This is a genomic window from Nitrospirota bacterium (assembly GCA_035516965.1).
Taxonomy (GTDB): Bacteria; Nitrospirota; UBA9217; order UBA9217; family UBA9217; genus MHEA01.
Window position 1 is genome coordinate 1 of record DATIZR010000110.1, and the last position, 14432, is coordinate 14432.

General features: G+C 58.6%; 17 protein-coding genes. 16 read left to right on the forward strand and 1 reads right to left on the reverse strand.

Annotated features, from left to right (window positions below):
- From VL197_15705 to VL197_15720, 4 genes are all read left to right on the forward strand, one after another.
- Positions 1-789: ATP-binding protein (locus VL197_15705; GenBank protein ID HUJ19430.1), on the forward strand; the 789-nt coding region annotated here is incomplete at its 5' end.
- 183 nt (positions 790-972) lie between these two features.
- A complete protein-coding gene (ntrC, locus tag VL197_15710; GenBank protein ID HUJ19431.1) occupies positions 973-2433 on the forward strand; it encodes a nitrogen regulation protein NR(I) in 1461 nt (486 codons plus the stop codon).
- A 246-nt stretch (positions 2434-2679) separates the two neighbouring features.
- Entirely contained in the window at positions 2680-4605 is a 1926-nt protein-coding gene (gene htpG, locus VL197_15715) for a molecular chaperone HtpG (protein HUJ19432.1), read from the forward strand.
- Between the two features lie 298 nt (positions 4606-4903).
- Positions 4904-5665 carry a radical SAM protein gene (locus tag VL197_15720; protein ID HUJ19433.1) on the forward strand — a complete coding sequence of 254 codons (762 nt, stop codon included), beginning with the start codon at positions 4904-4906 and terminating at the stop codon, positions 5663-5665.
- A 289-nt stretch (positions 5666-5954) separates the two neighbouring features.
- Here the strand turns inward: VL197_15720 and VL197_15725 are convergent, their stop codons facing one another.
- On the reverse strand, positions 5955-6584 hold the full coding sequence (locus VL197_15725; protein ID HUJ19434.1) for a class I SAM-dependent methyltransferase: 630 nt from the start codon (positions 6582-6584) through the stop codon (positions 5955-5957).
- A gap of 209 nt (positions 6585-6793) precedes the next feature.
- Here VL197_15725 and VL197_15730 point away from each other — a divergent pair, with 209 nt between their 5' ends.
- The 12 genes from VL197_15730 to VL197_15785 form a co-directional block, all read left to right on the forward strand.
- Positions 6794-7168, forward strand: a complete 375-nt coding sequence (locus VL197_15730; protein ID HUJ19435.1) for an NADH-quinone oxidoreductase subunit A — start codon at positions 6794-6796, stop codon at positions 7166-7168.
- On the forward strand, positions 7159-7638 hold the full coding sequence (locus VL197_15735) for an NADH-quinone oxidoreductase subunit B family protein (protein ID HUJ19436.1): 480 nt from the start codon (positions 7159-7161) through the stop codon (positions 7636-7638). Before VL197_15730 ends, VL197_15735 begins: the two co-directional genes overlap by 10 nt.
- A 78-nt stretch (positions 7639-7716) precedes the next feature.
- Positions 7717-8187, forward strand: a complete 471-nt coding sequence (locus tag VL197_15740; protein HUJ19437.1) for an NADH-quinone oxidoreductase subunit C — start codon at positions 7717-7719, stop codon at positions 8185-8187.
- Positions 8188-8328: 141 nt separating this feature from the next.
- Positions 8329-9498 carry an NADH dehydrogenase (quinone) subunit D gene (gene nuoD, locus VL197_15745; protein ID HUJ19438.1) on the forward strand — a complete coding sequence of 390 codons (1170 nt, stop codon included), beginning with the start codon at positions 8329-8331 and terminating at the stop codon, positions 9496-9498.
- Between the two features lie 13 nt (positions 9499-9511).
- Positions 9512-9874 (forward strand): hypothetical protein, encoded by a 363-nt coding sequence (locus tag VL197_15750; GenBank protein HUJ19439.1) that lies wholly within the window; start codon positions 9512-9514, stop codon positions 9872-9874.
- Positions 9874-10827: a CBS domain-containing protein gene (locus tag VL197_15755; protein ID HUJ19440.1), complete on the forward strand. Its 954-nt coding sequence runs from the start codon at positions 9874-9876 to the stop codon at positions 10825-10827. The genes VL197_15750 and VL197_15755 overlap by 1 nt, the downstream gene beginning before the upstream one ends.
- A 10-nt stretch (positions 10828-10837) precedes the next feature.
- A complete protein-coding gene (locus VL197_15760) occupies positions 10838-11188 on the forward strand; it encodes a serine kinase (GenBank protein HUJ19441.1) in 351 nt (116 codons plus the stop codon).
- Entirely contained in the window at positions 11169-11912 is a 744-nt protein-coding gene (locus tag VL197_15765; GenBank protein ID HUJ19442.1) for a PHP domain-containing protein, read from the forward strand. The genes VL197_15760 and VL197_15765 overlap by 20 nt, the downstream gene beginning before the upstream one ends.
- Positions 11913-11915: 3 nt before the next feature.
- Complete coding sequence (locus tag VL197_15770) at positions 11916-12449, forward strand: ATP-binding protein (GenBank protein ID HUJ19443.1); 534 nt, start codon at positions 11916-11918, stop codon at positions 12447-12449.
- Positions 12450-12545: 96 nt separating this feature from the next.
- The gene (locus VL197_15775; protein ID HUJ19444.1) at positions 12546-13064 is read left to right on the forward strand and encodes an NAD(P)H-dependent oxidoreductase subunit E; all 519 of its coding nucleotides are present in this window, start codon (positions 12546-12548) and stop codon (positions 13062-13064) included.
- A gap of 94 nt (positions 13065-13158) precedes the next feature.
- Positions 13159-13542, forward strand: a complete 384-nt coding sequence (locus tag VL197_15780; GenBank protein ID HUJ19445.1) for a (2Fe-2S) ferredoxin domain-containing protein — start codon at positions 13159-13161, stop codon at positions 13540-13542.
- A gap of 55 nt (positions 13543-13597) precedes the next feature.
- A partial coding sequence (locus VL197_15785) for an NAD(P)H-dependent oxidoreductase subunit E (protein ID HUJ19446.1) occupies positions 13598-14432 on the forward strand: 835 nt, incomplete at its 3' end.

Sequence of the window (14432 nt, forward strand, 5' to 3'; positions counted from 1 at the left end):
GTGATCCTGACTATCCGCGATCAGGCCGGCGTCCGGGAGCTCAAGGAGCGCATGCGGCGGTCCGACCGGCTTGCTACCCTTGGCATGATCGCAGCGGGCATCGCACACGAGGTGAAAAACCCGCTGGTCGGGATCAGCGGCGCGGCACAGCTGATGAAGTCCGAGCTCAGGTCCCGGGAGCGGTCCGTCAACAAAGAGGGGACAAGCAAAAGCCAGATCGAATACCTCGATGTGATCCTGAAGGAGGCGGACCGGCTGAACAAGGTGCTCGAGGGCATCCTTGACTTTACGCGGCTGAAGCCGCTCGAGATCAAGGCCTGCAACATCCACAGCATCCTGGACCACACGCTGCTGCTGAACGAGGAGAATGCCCGGCAGAGCAACATCATCCTCACGCGTTCATACGATCCAAGCCTGCCGGACGTTCTCGGGAACCGGGACCAGCTCGTTCAGGTATTCCTGAACATCATCAGGAACGCCGTCGAGGCCATGCAATCGGGCGGGAAGTTGACCCTGGTCACCAGGATGTCGGACCAGTTCACGAGCGTGCAGTCCGACGGCAAGAAACTCCGCTTGATGGTCGTCAAGGTGAACGACACCGGCCGAGGCATCAAGCAGGAGCACCTGAACGATATCTTCACGCCCTTCTTCACCACCAAGGACAAGGGCGTCGGCCTGGGGCTGGCGCTCTCGTACCAGATCATTCAGGAGCATCTGGGAACGATGCGCGTCGAGAGCCAGGAGAACGAAGGCACGACATTCAGCATCTATTTACCCCTCGCGGGGTAACGAGGGGGAATTCAGCTAGAGCGCACAACAAGAGTCAAAAGCTGTCTCACGCAAAGTCGCAACGAAAAGCATGCATCTTTTATACGATTTATTGACTCGTGCAGCGGCTGATTTTGTTCGGGGTTCTGAGTCTTTCCTTGGCGTCTTTGCGAGACGTACGGATTTGAGACTCTGGTATTGACCATGTCCAATGAAACAGTCCTCATAGTCGATGACGACGAAAGCGTCCGCTGGGTGCTGAAGAAGTCCCTTGAGAAGGAGCACATCGAGACGGCCCTGGCGAAGAACGCCCAGGAGGCGCTTGACCGGATCAAGGAGGGCGGCATCGCCATCGCTCTCATGGACATCCGCATGCCGGGCATGAGCGGGTTCGAGGCGCTCGAGAAGATCCAGGGCGAGCACACCGGGGTTTCGGTCATCATCATGACGGCGCAGGCCACGATGCAGAACGCGATCGAGGCCATGCGGCGGGGCGCTTTCGATTACATCACCAAGCCCTTTGACCTGGACGAGGTGAATATCCTCGTGCGCAAGGCGATCGACATCCGCCGTCTCTCGCTCGAAGTGAACGCGCTTCGGGCCGAGGTGCGGGAGAAGTACGAGGGCGGGCTGGTGGGCAATACGCCGGCCATGCAGGAGATCTACAAGACCATCGGCAGGGTCGCCGAGAGCGATGCCACGGTCCTGATCCACGGCGAGAGCGGCACCGGCAAGGAACTGGTGGCCCGGGCCATCCACTACCACAGCAGGCGGGCGGGCAGGCCCTTCGTCGCGGTCAACTCCGCCGCGATCCCGTCGGAGCTGCTCGAGAGCGAGCTTTTCGGCCACGAGAAGGGCGCCTTCACCGGTGCCGTGGTGCGCAAGATCGGGAAGTTCGAGGCCGCGGGAGGCGGCACCCTGTTCCTGGACGAGATCGGAGACATGAACCTGCCGCTGCAGGGAAAACTGCTGCGCGTGCTGCAGGAGCGCGAGTTCGAGCGGGTGGGCGGAACCGAGCCGATCAAGACCGACGTTCGCGTGATCGCGGCGACGCACCGCAACCTCGAAAAGGCGGTGCGCGACAAGCGGTTCCGGGAGGACCTGTTCTACCGCCTGAACGTCATCCAGATCGGCATTCCGCCGCTCAGGAAGCGAAAGGACGACATCCCGACGCTGGCCGAGTTCTTCATGCAGAAATACCAGTCCGGCCAGGGCAAGGCAAAGGTGCTCACGCCCGAGACGATCAAGATCCTGCGCGCCTACGACTGGCCCGGGAACGTGCGCGAACTGGAGAACGCCGTCCAGCGCGCCATCACGCTCTCCCAGGGCGACAAGATATTTCCCGACGCCCTGCCGCCGCAGATATTCAAGCCCGGCCACGGCGTCGCGCTGTCCTTCGAGAACTTCCTCGAGGAAAAACTCTCCGATCTTGTCGACCGCATGGGCGGCCTCGAAAGCGGAGACATCTATTCCCTCGTGATCCAGCGCGTGGAGAAGCCGCTCATTATGCTCGTGCTCAGGAAGACGGAAGGCAATCAGGTCCGCGCCGCGCACCTCCTCGGCATCAACCGCAACACCCTGCGAAAAAAGATCAAGGAACTGGGCATCAGGGGACCCTTCGGCAGCGAAGCGGATGATCAGCCTGAGCCGGAGGAAGAGGAGTAAAACGCGACATCTTCATCCGGCATAGTCCATCCGTTGTCCGCCGTTCCTGGACCGGCCTTGCCTCCCCGGCACTCAGCGGTCTATCCCATGTTGCTCACTGGCCCGTCCGGCCGATGACTTGTCAGGTCCTCCCTGCTCCGGAACCGTTCCGACCCTCTTGACAATCACCGCAGTATCCCGGTATAAATAGGTCCCGGCCCCGGGGGCCGGCCGAGTTTCGTCCACATCAACATCAGGAGGTGCGCCATGGCAGCAACTGCAGAAAAAATGGAATTCAAGACAGAAGTGAAAGAACTGCTGGATCTGATGATCCATTCCCTCTATTCCCACAAGGAGGTCTTCCTGCGGGAGCTCATTTCCAACGCATCCGACGCCATCGATAAGGCCCGGTACGAGTCGCTCACGAACAGGGAGATCATGGAGGCCACGGGCGAGTGGAAGATCAAGATCGTAATCGACCGGACCGCGGGCACCCTGACCGTCCGCGACAACGGCATCGGCATGACCCGCGACGAGGTGATGGGCGAGCTCGGGACCATCGCCCATTCCGGCACCAGGGACTTCCTCAGGCTGCTGAAGGAAAAGACCGTCAAGGACAGCCCCGAGCTGATCGGCCAGTTCGGCGTGGGCTTCTATTCCTCCTTCATGGTTGCGGACAAAGTCACCGTCGTAACCCGGAAGGCAACGGAAAAGACGAAGAAGGCCGTGATCTGGGAATCGACCGCCGATGGTTCGTACACGGTCGGGGAGGCCGAAAAGGACCAGGCCGGGACGGACGTGATCCTGCACCTCAAGGCAGAGGAGAAGAAGTATCTCGACGAATGGGAGATCCGGTCGGTCATCCGGAAGTATTCCGATTATATCGAGCATCCCGTCGTGATGGACGTGGAGCGCGACAAGGAAGACCCGCAGGACAAGAGCAAGAGGATCAAGGTCACTGAAGAAGAGCGCATGAACTCGGGCAAGGCCATCTGGCTCCGCGAGCCCTCATCGGTCACCACTGAGGAGTATAACGATTTCTACAAGCATGTGTCCCATGACTTCAGTGATCCCGCCCGGGTGATCCATTACCGCGCCGAAGGAACCTCGGAGTTCACCGCGCTGCTGTACATCCCGTCCAAGGCGCCTTACGGCATCCTGTACCGCGACTTCAAGGTCGGACCGACGCTCTACGTCAAGCGCGTTCAGATCATGGACCACTGCGAGAAGCTGATCCCCGCGTACCTGCGCTTCGTCTCAGGCGTCGTGGACTCCTCGGACCTCCCGCTGAACGTGTCGCGCGAGATCCTGCAGGCGAACAGGCAGGTCGAGATCATCAACAAGAACGTGACGAAAAAGGTGCTCGATACCCTGGTGGAGCTGAAGAAGACCGGCTATAACGACTACGTCAGGTTCCACACCGAGTTCGGCAGGGTCCTGAAGGAAGGCATCCATTACGATGCTTCGCGCAGGGAGCAGATCGCGGACCTGCTGCTGTTCGCGTCGACCATGACCGAGGCGGGCAAATACACCACGCTCGATGACTACGTGAAGAACATGCCGATCGCGCAGCCCGACATCTACTACATCACCGGCAAGCCCGACGAGAATGTGCTGCAATCACCCTACCTCGAGGCGTTCCGGCAGAAGGGTTATGAGGTGCTGGTCCTGACCGACGACATCGACGATATCATCATGCTCGACCTGCAGGAATACAGGGGCAAGAAGGTGAAGTCCGTGCTCAAGGGCGACGTGAATCTGGACAAGGCCGACACTGCGGAAAAGGAGCATTCCCGGGAGAAGCTGTCGAAGCTCATCAGCCTGATCAAGGAGCAGCTCAAGGAGGAGGTGAAGGACGTACGCCTCTCCGGCAGGCTGACGGACTCGGCCTGCTGCCTAGTCGCCGATGAACAGGGGCTGGACCCGCAGATGGAAAAGCTGCTGAGATCGATGGGCCAGGATGTTCCGGCACAGAAGCGGGTCCTGGAGATCAACCCGGCGCATCAGGTTTTCGAGGCCATGAACGACCTGATCGGCAAGGGCGGGAACGATGCGCTGGTAAAGGAATATATCGACATGCTGTACAACCAGGCGCTGCTGCTGGAAGGTTCTAAACTGAGGGACCCGGCCGCCTTCGCGAAGACCGTGGCAAAGCTCATGACCGAAAGCGCGAAGCAGCAGGCGGGAAAATGATCAACCGATCCATCGCCCTTTCCCGCTCCTCTGAACGGAGCGGGAGGGCGGGGGCCAGTTCTTCCGCGTGCCGGGAGAGCCGCTGTCTCTCCGGCTGACTCATTGCGGACCCGGCCACTATGCCCCGGTCAGTCCTGGCTGCTCTGATTCTGTTCACCTGCCTGTTTATTCAATAGCGCCCCCGCACCCTAGCACCACAACCCCTTGAATAACATGCTTCAATCTTTGGCAACGGTCTTGCTATTTTATTCCGTGGTTATCCATCATCACGATCACACTCTCTCCAAGGAGGCCGTGCATGCGCGGAAAGCAATGCACTTCACGGGAACGTGTCCCCATTTCGCCCTGTTTCTCCCTTGACGACCCGAATGCCTCGGGCTGCCTCCGGCTTCCCGTGGCCCCGGCCTGTAATATCCAGTGCGGTTTCTGCTCCCGCACATTCGATCTCGGCGAGGAGCTGCAGGGTCTTAGCCTGACGCCGGAAGCGGCCGTGGAGGAGGTTCGATCGCGCATCGAGCGCGGTGAGCGCGTGAGCAGCGTTGTGGTCTCCGGTCCCGGTGAGCCGCTCGCAAACGCGGCGACCTTTGTCGTGCTCCGGCAGCTCAACTGCCTGTTCCCGGAACTGCTGCTCGGCATCTCTACGAACGGCCTACTCTTGAGAGACCGCCTGGAGCAGGTCGTCGCGGACGGCGTGCGAAGCGTCGCGATCACGATCAGCGCTTTTTGGCCCGAAACGGCGAAGCGGGTCTATTCCCGCATTCTTTATAAAGGAAGACGGTATTCCCTGGAGGACGCGGCGGAATTCCTGCTCAGGAACCAGTGGCAGGGCATGATGCTCGCCGTGGATGCGGGGCTTCACGTGACCGTGAATGGGGTATTTTCCCCCGGCGTCAACGAGGGAGATATCCCGCTCATCGCTGAAAAGGCCGGACAATACGGTGCGAGAGCAATGCATATCCTTCCCGCACCGGGAGAAGGGCTCAAGGACGGGGCAATGCCGGACGAAAAGGCGCTTGCCGCATTACGCGAAAAATGCAGGTCCTTTTTCGAGGATCGCTGATAATGGTGGAATACGAACGCCGTTATCGCGGACTGAAGCAGAAGAAACCATAGTCTGAGACTGCAGATCCCCCGGGATCAATCGGACACACACAGTATTTCGTCGCCGCATCGTTATCGGACTTCCCGTGAGACCTGTTCAGCGGAGCACTTCGTGCCGCACCGACTGATCTCACCCGGATCGCCGTTCAGCTGCGTCCCCGGCCTCTTGTCTCATTTTGCGCTTCCTGTTTCTGTTCGTCATGCTTTCCCCGGTAAATGTCCCGGCTTCCCTATTGTGCTCCCTGACCCTAAAGTTCTATTTCATTGTAAGCTGCGTACACATACAAGAGGAAGTCATGCTGAATCCTGTCGTGGCGGAGAGCGACGGCGGGTGAAAGGTGCTCGATGGAGAACTTGAGCATATCCTCGGGCGATGTGAAATGGAGTTCGGGGTCTTTGACCGGAGTGTGTGATGACAGGGCGCTGAGCGCCAGGCCCCTGTTGCAGTGTTTAAAGAGCGCGATGAGGGCGTTCTTCATGTCGTCATCAACGCCGGGCACATTCAGGTTGAACACGCCACAGATAAAGATGTAATCGAAGAAGCCATCGAGGTCGTCATCGTCGGTGTTCATGACCTTGAACGTGCATTCGGGATACTTTTTTCTGGCCAGGTCGATGAAGTTTTTGTTGATATCAACGCCGGTGTACCTGACTGTGATGCCTCGCCGTTTCAGGAAGCGATAAAAGTCGCCGGTGCCGCACCCGTAGTCGAGTACGCTGCTGCCATCCAGCTGCTCCGCCGTCGCGATGTCCGCGAGCATGTGGTAGCGTCTCAATTGCCCCTGCGGCGTCCAGCGGAGCGCCTCGGGCCGGTCTCCGAATTTTTGCAGATGAAAATTATAGAAGGAGAGAAGCTTGTCTTTCGAGTACGGGTCCACAGGCACCTCCCTGCACGGCCTGCATTGTACTGCATCGGCCGCATGAAAACAAGCATGACGAGCGGCCTGTTTCCCGCCGCGGGCACGGGAACTTTCATGCTATATTGCTATAATTTTTTTTATTGACAAATGATGCCGGTTGTCTTAATATGACGCGGTTTTGGAACATGTTGTAATTTAAAATTTAATAAGTAGTGTGGGAGTTGCCGATGACCCCTGCAAGCTATCTTCCGGTACACTATCTGCCGGTGGTAATTTTCCTGCTGCTCGGCACCGCAATGGGTGTCGGTATGCTGGTCGCCGGATGGTTCATCCGTCCGCGGAATCCCTATCCCGAAAAGCTGCTGACCTACGAATCCGGCATTACCCCCTTCATGGATGCGCACCGGAAGTTCTCCATCCGCTACTACATCGTTGCCATGCTGTTCCTCATCTTCGATATCGAAGCCGTCTTCCTCTATCCTTGGGCCGTGGCGTTCGACCACCTCGGTCTGTATGGTTTGATCGAGATGGTCATCTTCGTCGTCATCCTGCTCGTCGGATATTTTTATGCGTGGAAGAAGGGGGCACTGGAATGGGAGTAATGCAAAACCTTTTTGAGGACGGTTATATCACCACGACCGTTGATTCATTCCTCAACTACTGCAGGGCCAGCTCGATCTGGCCGATGACGTTTGGTCTCGCCTGCTGCGCTATCGAAATGATCCAGTACTATTCCGCTCCCCAGCATGACTTCGACCGTTTTGGCACCGTGCCCCGTCCGTCGCCGCGCCAGTCCGACCTGCTGCTGGTTGCCGGGACGCTGACGAAGAAGATGGCGCCCATCGTGCGGCGCGTCTACGATCAGATGCCCGAGCCGCGGTATGTCATCGCCATGGGAAGCTGCGCGAGTTCCGGCGGCATCTTCAATACGTACAGCGTGGTGCAGGGCGTCGACAATATCGTCCCTGTGGACGTGTATATCCCGGGCTGTCCTCCCCGGCCTGAGGCGCTCATGAACGGAATCATGAAACTGCAGGAAAAAATCAAGAAAGAGAAGTATATCCGGAAGTAACTTCCGCGACACGCCCCACTCATGATCATCAAGACAAACCTTCGCACCGGGTGACCGGTGCGCCATTGACGAGGTTGTATGGAGCCCTTACAGATCGCCAAAATGATAGAAGAGAAATTTGCCGGTCAAGTGCTCGCAGTCACGAGCCATGCCGGGCAGGTCAGTGTCCTGGTCAGGAAAGAGGTGATTAAAGAGATTTGCCTCTATCTCCGCGACGATCCCTCCCTCAAGATGGACCATCTTGCCGACCTCACCGCTGTTGACTACTCACAATATCCCGGAGACAAGGGACCCCGATTCGAAGTCGTCTACAACATGATCTCAACCTCCTATCTTCATCGTATCCGGCTCAAGGCGCGGGTTCCCGAGGAGGACGCGCGGATCGATACGGTCTCTGCCATCTGGCACACGGCCAACTGGCACGAGCGTGAGACCTTCGACCTCATGGGCGTGCAGTTCGACGGCCACCCGGACCTCAGAAGGATCCTGCTGCCCGAGGACTGGGAAGGACACCCGCTCAGGAAGGAATACCCGTTGAAGGGATACTGAGAAGAAGATAAGTCAGAAGATAAGTAAAATGTCAAATCCAAAGTGCAAAATTGATTTAATGACTCGGCCTTTTGAATTGAACGTTGGAATGTGAAATTGAGAATTCATGGTGATCATATGTCCGTGACCGAGAAGAAAGAGATCGTGCAAAAAGAAATCACTCTGAACATGGGGCCCCAGCACCCGGCAACCCATGGCGTGCTGCGCCTGGTCATCGATCTTCAGGGCGAGACCGTCGTGGGCTGCGACCCCCGGCCCGGCTACCTTCACCGCGGGATCGAGAAGTGGATGGAGAGCAGGACCTATCACCAGATAATCCCCATGACGGACAGGCTGGAGTACATCACCTGTATGAACAACAACCTCGGCTGGGTTGTCGCCGTGGAGAAACTTGCCGGTATCACGGTGCCCGAGCGGGCGCAGTTCATCCGTACGCTCATGGCTGAGTTGACCCGGCTTTCGGGGCACCTGGTGTGGCTCGGAACCCACGCGCTGGACATCGGCGCCATGACCGTCTGCATGTACACGCTGCGCGAGCGCGAACTGATCCTCGACCTTACCGAGATGGTCACCGGCGCCCGGCAGACCGTGAGCTATGTCCGCATCGGCGGTGTGCGGAACGACGTGCCGCGTGATTTCATCGAAAAGTGCCGCGAGTTCACCGAGATCTTCCCGCAGCGGCTGGAGGAGTACGACACCCTCATCCGGCAGAACCGCATCTGGCTTCAGCGCACCGTGGGCATCGGCGTCATGACGGCGGAGGAGGCGGTGAATTACGGCCTCACCGGTGGAACGCTGCGGGGCTCGGGCGTAAACTACGACCTCCGCAAGGTCGATCCCTATGCAGCCTACGACAAGGTTGAATTCGACGTCCCGCTGGGGACGAACGGCGATGTCTACGACCGGTATATCGTTCGCATCAACGAGATGCGCCAGAGCAACCGGATCATCAAGCAGTGCCTGGACATGATGCAGCCCGGGCGCATCACGACCGATGACCCGCGCTACGCCATACCCGAAAAGATGCAGGTGATGCAGAGCATGCAGTCGCTGGCGCACCAGTTTGTGCTGATGAGCAAGTGGGTGCCCATGCCTAAGGGCGAGGTCTACGTCGCCACCGAGGCGCCGAAGGGGGAACTCGGCTTCTATATTGTAAGCGACGGGAGCGGAAGACCATACCGGGTTAAAATCCGCGCGCCATCCTACGTGCATATCAGCGCTCTCCCGAAGATGGTGACCGGCCTCATGGTGGCCGATGTTATCGCCTGCATCGGCACGATCGATATCGTGCTCGGCGAATGCGACCGGTAAGAGGGACTGCCGCATGAACCTGCGAGAGATCGTGAGGCTGTTGCAGGCCGAGGTCCTGGTCGGCGACGGCCTCATCGATCAGATCGAAGTTGAAAGCTGCTTCAGCGCCGACCTGATGAGCGATGTGCTCGGCAGGTCGCACGCCAACGGCATCCTGGTCACGGGGCTCACGAATCCCCAGGCCGTCCGGACCGCCGATATCGCCGATATCAAGGCGGTCTGCGTCGTCCGTGGGAAGATGCCCGAAAGGGACACGGTGGCGTTAGCGCAGCAGAAGGACATCCCGCTCTTCACGACGAAACTGACCATGTTCGAAGCATGCGGGGTCCTGTACTCGAATGGGCTCAAAGGCGTGGCCGAGCGGCAATCAGCGTGATGGCGGAACAAGGAACAAAGCAGGGCACCCTGGACCGGTTGACCAAGACCCAGGAGATGGTCTATGAGCTCAGGGTCGGCGAGGTGATGGCGCCCAAGATCATCAGTGTGCGCCCCGACCAGACCATGGCGGAGTTCAGGATCATCCTCCGCGACAACCGGCTGTCCGGCACGCCGGTCGTGGAGAACGGCAAGCTCGTGGGAATGGTCAGTATCGAAGACCTGATCAACGCCCTGACCGACAATTCGATCAATGCCCCGGTCCGGGAGCGGATGAAGACGAAGGTCGAGTGCCTGTACGACGATGAATTGCTGGTCCATTGCATCGCGAAATTCTCCAGGTTCGGTTACCGCCGGTATCCCGTCCTGAACCGGCATGATGAACTGATCGGCATCATCACCAAGGGAAGCATCGTGGAAGGCCTGCTCAAGAAGCTCGAGGTCGAATATGAGCAGTCCGAAACCACGGCGGTTCTGGCGCGGCACCGTCCGACGATCCACAAGTTCTTCGAAGACGTTTCCGCCGATGAGATCACGTTCACGTTCAAGTACAAGGTTGCAGGCCAGACGCTGAAGGAAGCAGGCAAGGCCGCAAGCGAGCTTAAGAACGCGCTCAAGAAACTGGGGGTCTGTCCGCCGCTCCTCCGTAGGATCGGGGTCGCCACCTATGAGGCCGAGATCAACCTGGCCTCGTATACCAAGCGGGGCGAGATCCGGGCCCGGGTGGAGAAGTGGGGGATCGTCGTCGAGGCAATTGACAACGGCCCGGGCATCCCGGACGTCGAGCAAGCAATGCAGCCCGGGTATTCCACGGCGCCGGACTGGGTCCGTGAACTGGGTTTCGGCGCGGGCATGGGCCTGGTGAATATGAAAAAATGCTCGGATGAAATGGAGTTGAAGTCATCGGTGCCGGACGGGACACATCTGACTATGCAGTTCTACTACACGAGCTGACGGGAGTCCCATGAAACTGAGCGACCTGGTAAAGGAATTTGGTCTTGAAGTGAAGGCAGGCTCCGGAAACCTGGAGCAGGAAGTGACCGGCGGATACGTGAGCGATCTGCTGTCCGATGTTCTAGCCCATGCCGAGGACGGCGTGCTCTGGATAACGCTCCATATCCACCAGAACATCGTGGCGGTTGCGTCTCACAAGGGGCTGTCCGGGATCGTTCTGATTCAGGGCAGGCAGCCGGAAAAGGATACCCTCGCGAAGGCGGAGGAAGAGAACATCCCGATCCTGGTCAGCGGGCTTTCTGCCTTTGAACTCGCGGGGAGATTGTACAAGGCGGGGATCCGTGGCACTGAGGCGGATTAAAGCTGATCTTCATGTGCATACCTGCTTGTCTCCGTGCTCCAGCCTGGACATGTCGCCCCGTGAGATCGTGGCCGCTGCGGTCCGGAACGGCATGGACCTGATCGGCATCTGCGACCACAACTCGGCCGAGAATGTCCTTGCCGTAAAAAGAGCGGGCGAACGAAACGGGTTGATGGTGCTGGGCGGGATGGAGGTCGCTTCTTCCGAGGAAGCCCACATCCTGGTGTTCTTTGAAGATGCTGACGACCTCCTGGAGTTTCAGGCGTATGTCTATCGCCACCTGGCGGGCAGGAACGACGAACATAGTTTCGGGCTGCAGGTGATTGCGGACGACGAGGACGGGGTGACCGGTTTTTGCGACCGGATGCTCATCGCGGCGACCTCCTTATCCGTTGATGCGATCATCGAGCAGGCAAGGGCGGCAAAAGGCGGGAGCCTGGTCATCGCCGCGCATGTGGACCGGGAGTCATTTAGCATCATCGGTCAGTTGGGGTTCATCCCTCCGACCTTGGCGCTCGACGCAGTGGAGGCCTCGCGAATGACCGCGGTCGAACTGAAGGCGAAGTTCCCCGACTGCAGCAGGTTTCCGGTCGTGACCGGGTCCGATGCCCACGGTCCGGACGATATCGGCAGGCGGTTTACCTGGTTCACGGTCCAGGACGGGAGCGTGGCGGAAATCAAGATGGCGCTGGCGGGCAGGGACGACAGAAAAGCAGAGTGCTGAGGCGTGGAAGACCTCTCGCTGCACATCCTGGATATCGCGGAAAACTCGGTACGCGCAGACGCTCGGCTGATAGGGATCACCGTCACGAAAGATGCGGGGCACGACCTGCTCGTGATCGAGGTGGTCGATGACGGGAAGGGGATGGATGCAGGGACGCTTGCAAAGGTCCGGGACCCCTTCTTCACGACGAAGCACAAGAAGACCGGTCTGGGCATCCCCCTTTTGACCCAGGCAGCGGAGCAAACCGGCGGGGACCTTGCTATAGAGTCGGCGCCGGGCATGGGCACGAGGGTCACGGCGAAGTTCCGGTGGGGTCATCCGGACCGGCCGCCCGTCGGCAATATCGCAGAGACCCTGTTGACACTGATTGCGGGCCATCCCGACCGTGACTATATTTATGAAGAGCGGAACGGGAGTCTTTCTTTCCGTTTCGACAGCCGTGAGCTCAAGAGCGATCTCGACAACGTGCCGATAAACGAGCCGGAAGTGCTGAATGCGGTCCGGGAACTGCTGAGGGGTAATATAAGCATTCTTTGATTCAAAAACGGAGTTGCCACGAAGCGAAATACGGGTATCCGCGATTGTATCCGGGTTCGTCCGTGGCAACGGAGCATAATTTTACAGAAGAGGTAGATGATGAGTAACGAAGCGGTTGCACAGGATAAGGCGGCAACTCCCTCGGGGGATTCCATGACGCCCGAGCAGTTTCAAAAGATCGATGCGATCATCGCAAAGTACAAAGACAAGCCCGGTTCGCTCATCCCGGTGCTGCAGCAGGCCCAGGACGTTTGCGGCTATCTGCCCCATGTCGTCCAGCGCTACATCGCAAAGGGAATGAAAATGTCTCCGAGCGTTGTGTTCGGCGTGGCCACCTTCTATTCCTTCTTTACGCTGGTGCCTCGCGGCAAGCACGTTATCCGGGTCTGTCTCGGGACGGCGTGTTACGTGAAGCGGAGCGAGGAGATCCTTGACAAACTCAAGGACGAGCTGGACATCGAGGTCGGCGAGGTCACCCGGGATAAAAAATATTCCATCGAGGCGGTCCGTTGCCTCGGCGCCTGCGGTCTTGCGCCGGTCGTCGTGATCGGTCAGGACACTTACGGCGATGTGGCGGCCACGAAGGTGATGGACATCGTGAAGAAGTACGAGTAAAGAGACAATGGAAAATGGGAAACGGAAGCCTGAAAAGGCAGGATGGTAAATTACCAATCTTCATTCTTCAATCTTCCCTAATAGTGAGGTTGCCATGGCCAAGCTGACAATAGCAGACTTGAAGAAGATCAAGGAAAACTACCACGCGACCCAGGCTCTCCGCGAGGGCGGGTTCCGGGTCAAGATCACGGTCCACATGGGCACGTGCGGCATCGCAGCAGGTGCGCGGAGCATCATGAATGCCGTGATGGAAGAGCTTGCAAAGGCCAATGCAAAGGACGTGGCCGTCACGACGTCCGGTTGCGCGGGGCTCTGCAGCCAGGAGCCCATGGCAACGATCGAACTGGCCGGGGAGCCTCCGGTCAGATACATCTCGCTGACCGACGACAAGATGCGCAAGATCTTTGCGGATCACGTGATGGGTGGGAAGCCCGTGCAAGAGTTTGCCCTGGTCGTCGGGCATGAGACGACATATTAAGCGGTTGAACAACGGTAAATAGCAAATTGCAGATGGCATACATGGAGTAAATATCGTGGAGACAACATACCGTTCGAACATTATGATCTGCGCAGGAACGGGCTGCGTGGCAAACGGATCGCTCAAGGTGAAGGATGCGCTCGAGACCGAGCTCATCAAGCGGAACCTGCAAGGCGAGGTGAAGATCGTCCTGACCGGGTGCAACGGGTTCTGCGCCAAGGGTCCGGTCATGGTGGTATATCCCGAGGACATCTTCTACCAGGTGGTGAAGCCCGAGGATGTTCCGCACCTGGTGGAGGAGCACTTCATCAAGGGGCGGCCGGTCCAGAAGTTCCTGTATACGCCGCCGGCGGACAAGAAGACGATTCCGGTGATGAACGATATCCCGTTCTTCAAGCACCAGGTGCTGCGGGCGCTCAGGAACCGGAGCCTCATCGATGCCGAAAAGATCGAAGAGTATATCGCACGCGACGGATACCTGGCGGCGGCCAAGGCGCTTACGGAGATGACGCCCGAGCAGATCGTGAACGAGATGAAGAAGTCCGGGCTCCGCGGCAGGGGCGGCGCTGGATTCCTGACGGGCCTCAAATGGGAACTCTGCGCACGCGTCACCGGCGACGTCAAGTACATCCTGTGCAACGGCGACGAGGGCGACCCTGGAGCGTTCATGGACCGCAGCGTCATGGAGGCCGACCCGCATTCCGTGCTTGAGGGTATGATCATCGCGGCCAAGGCCATTAACGCCCACTACGGGTATATCTACGTCCGTGCCGAGTATCCTCTGGCAGTGCACCGCCTTCAGCTTGCGATTGACCAGGCCAAGGAACGCGGTCTTCTGGGTGCCGATATCCTCGGTTCCGGGTACGATCTTGATATCGAAATCTACCAGG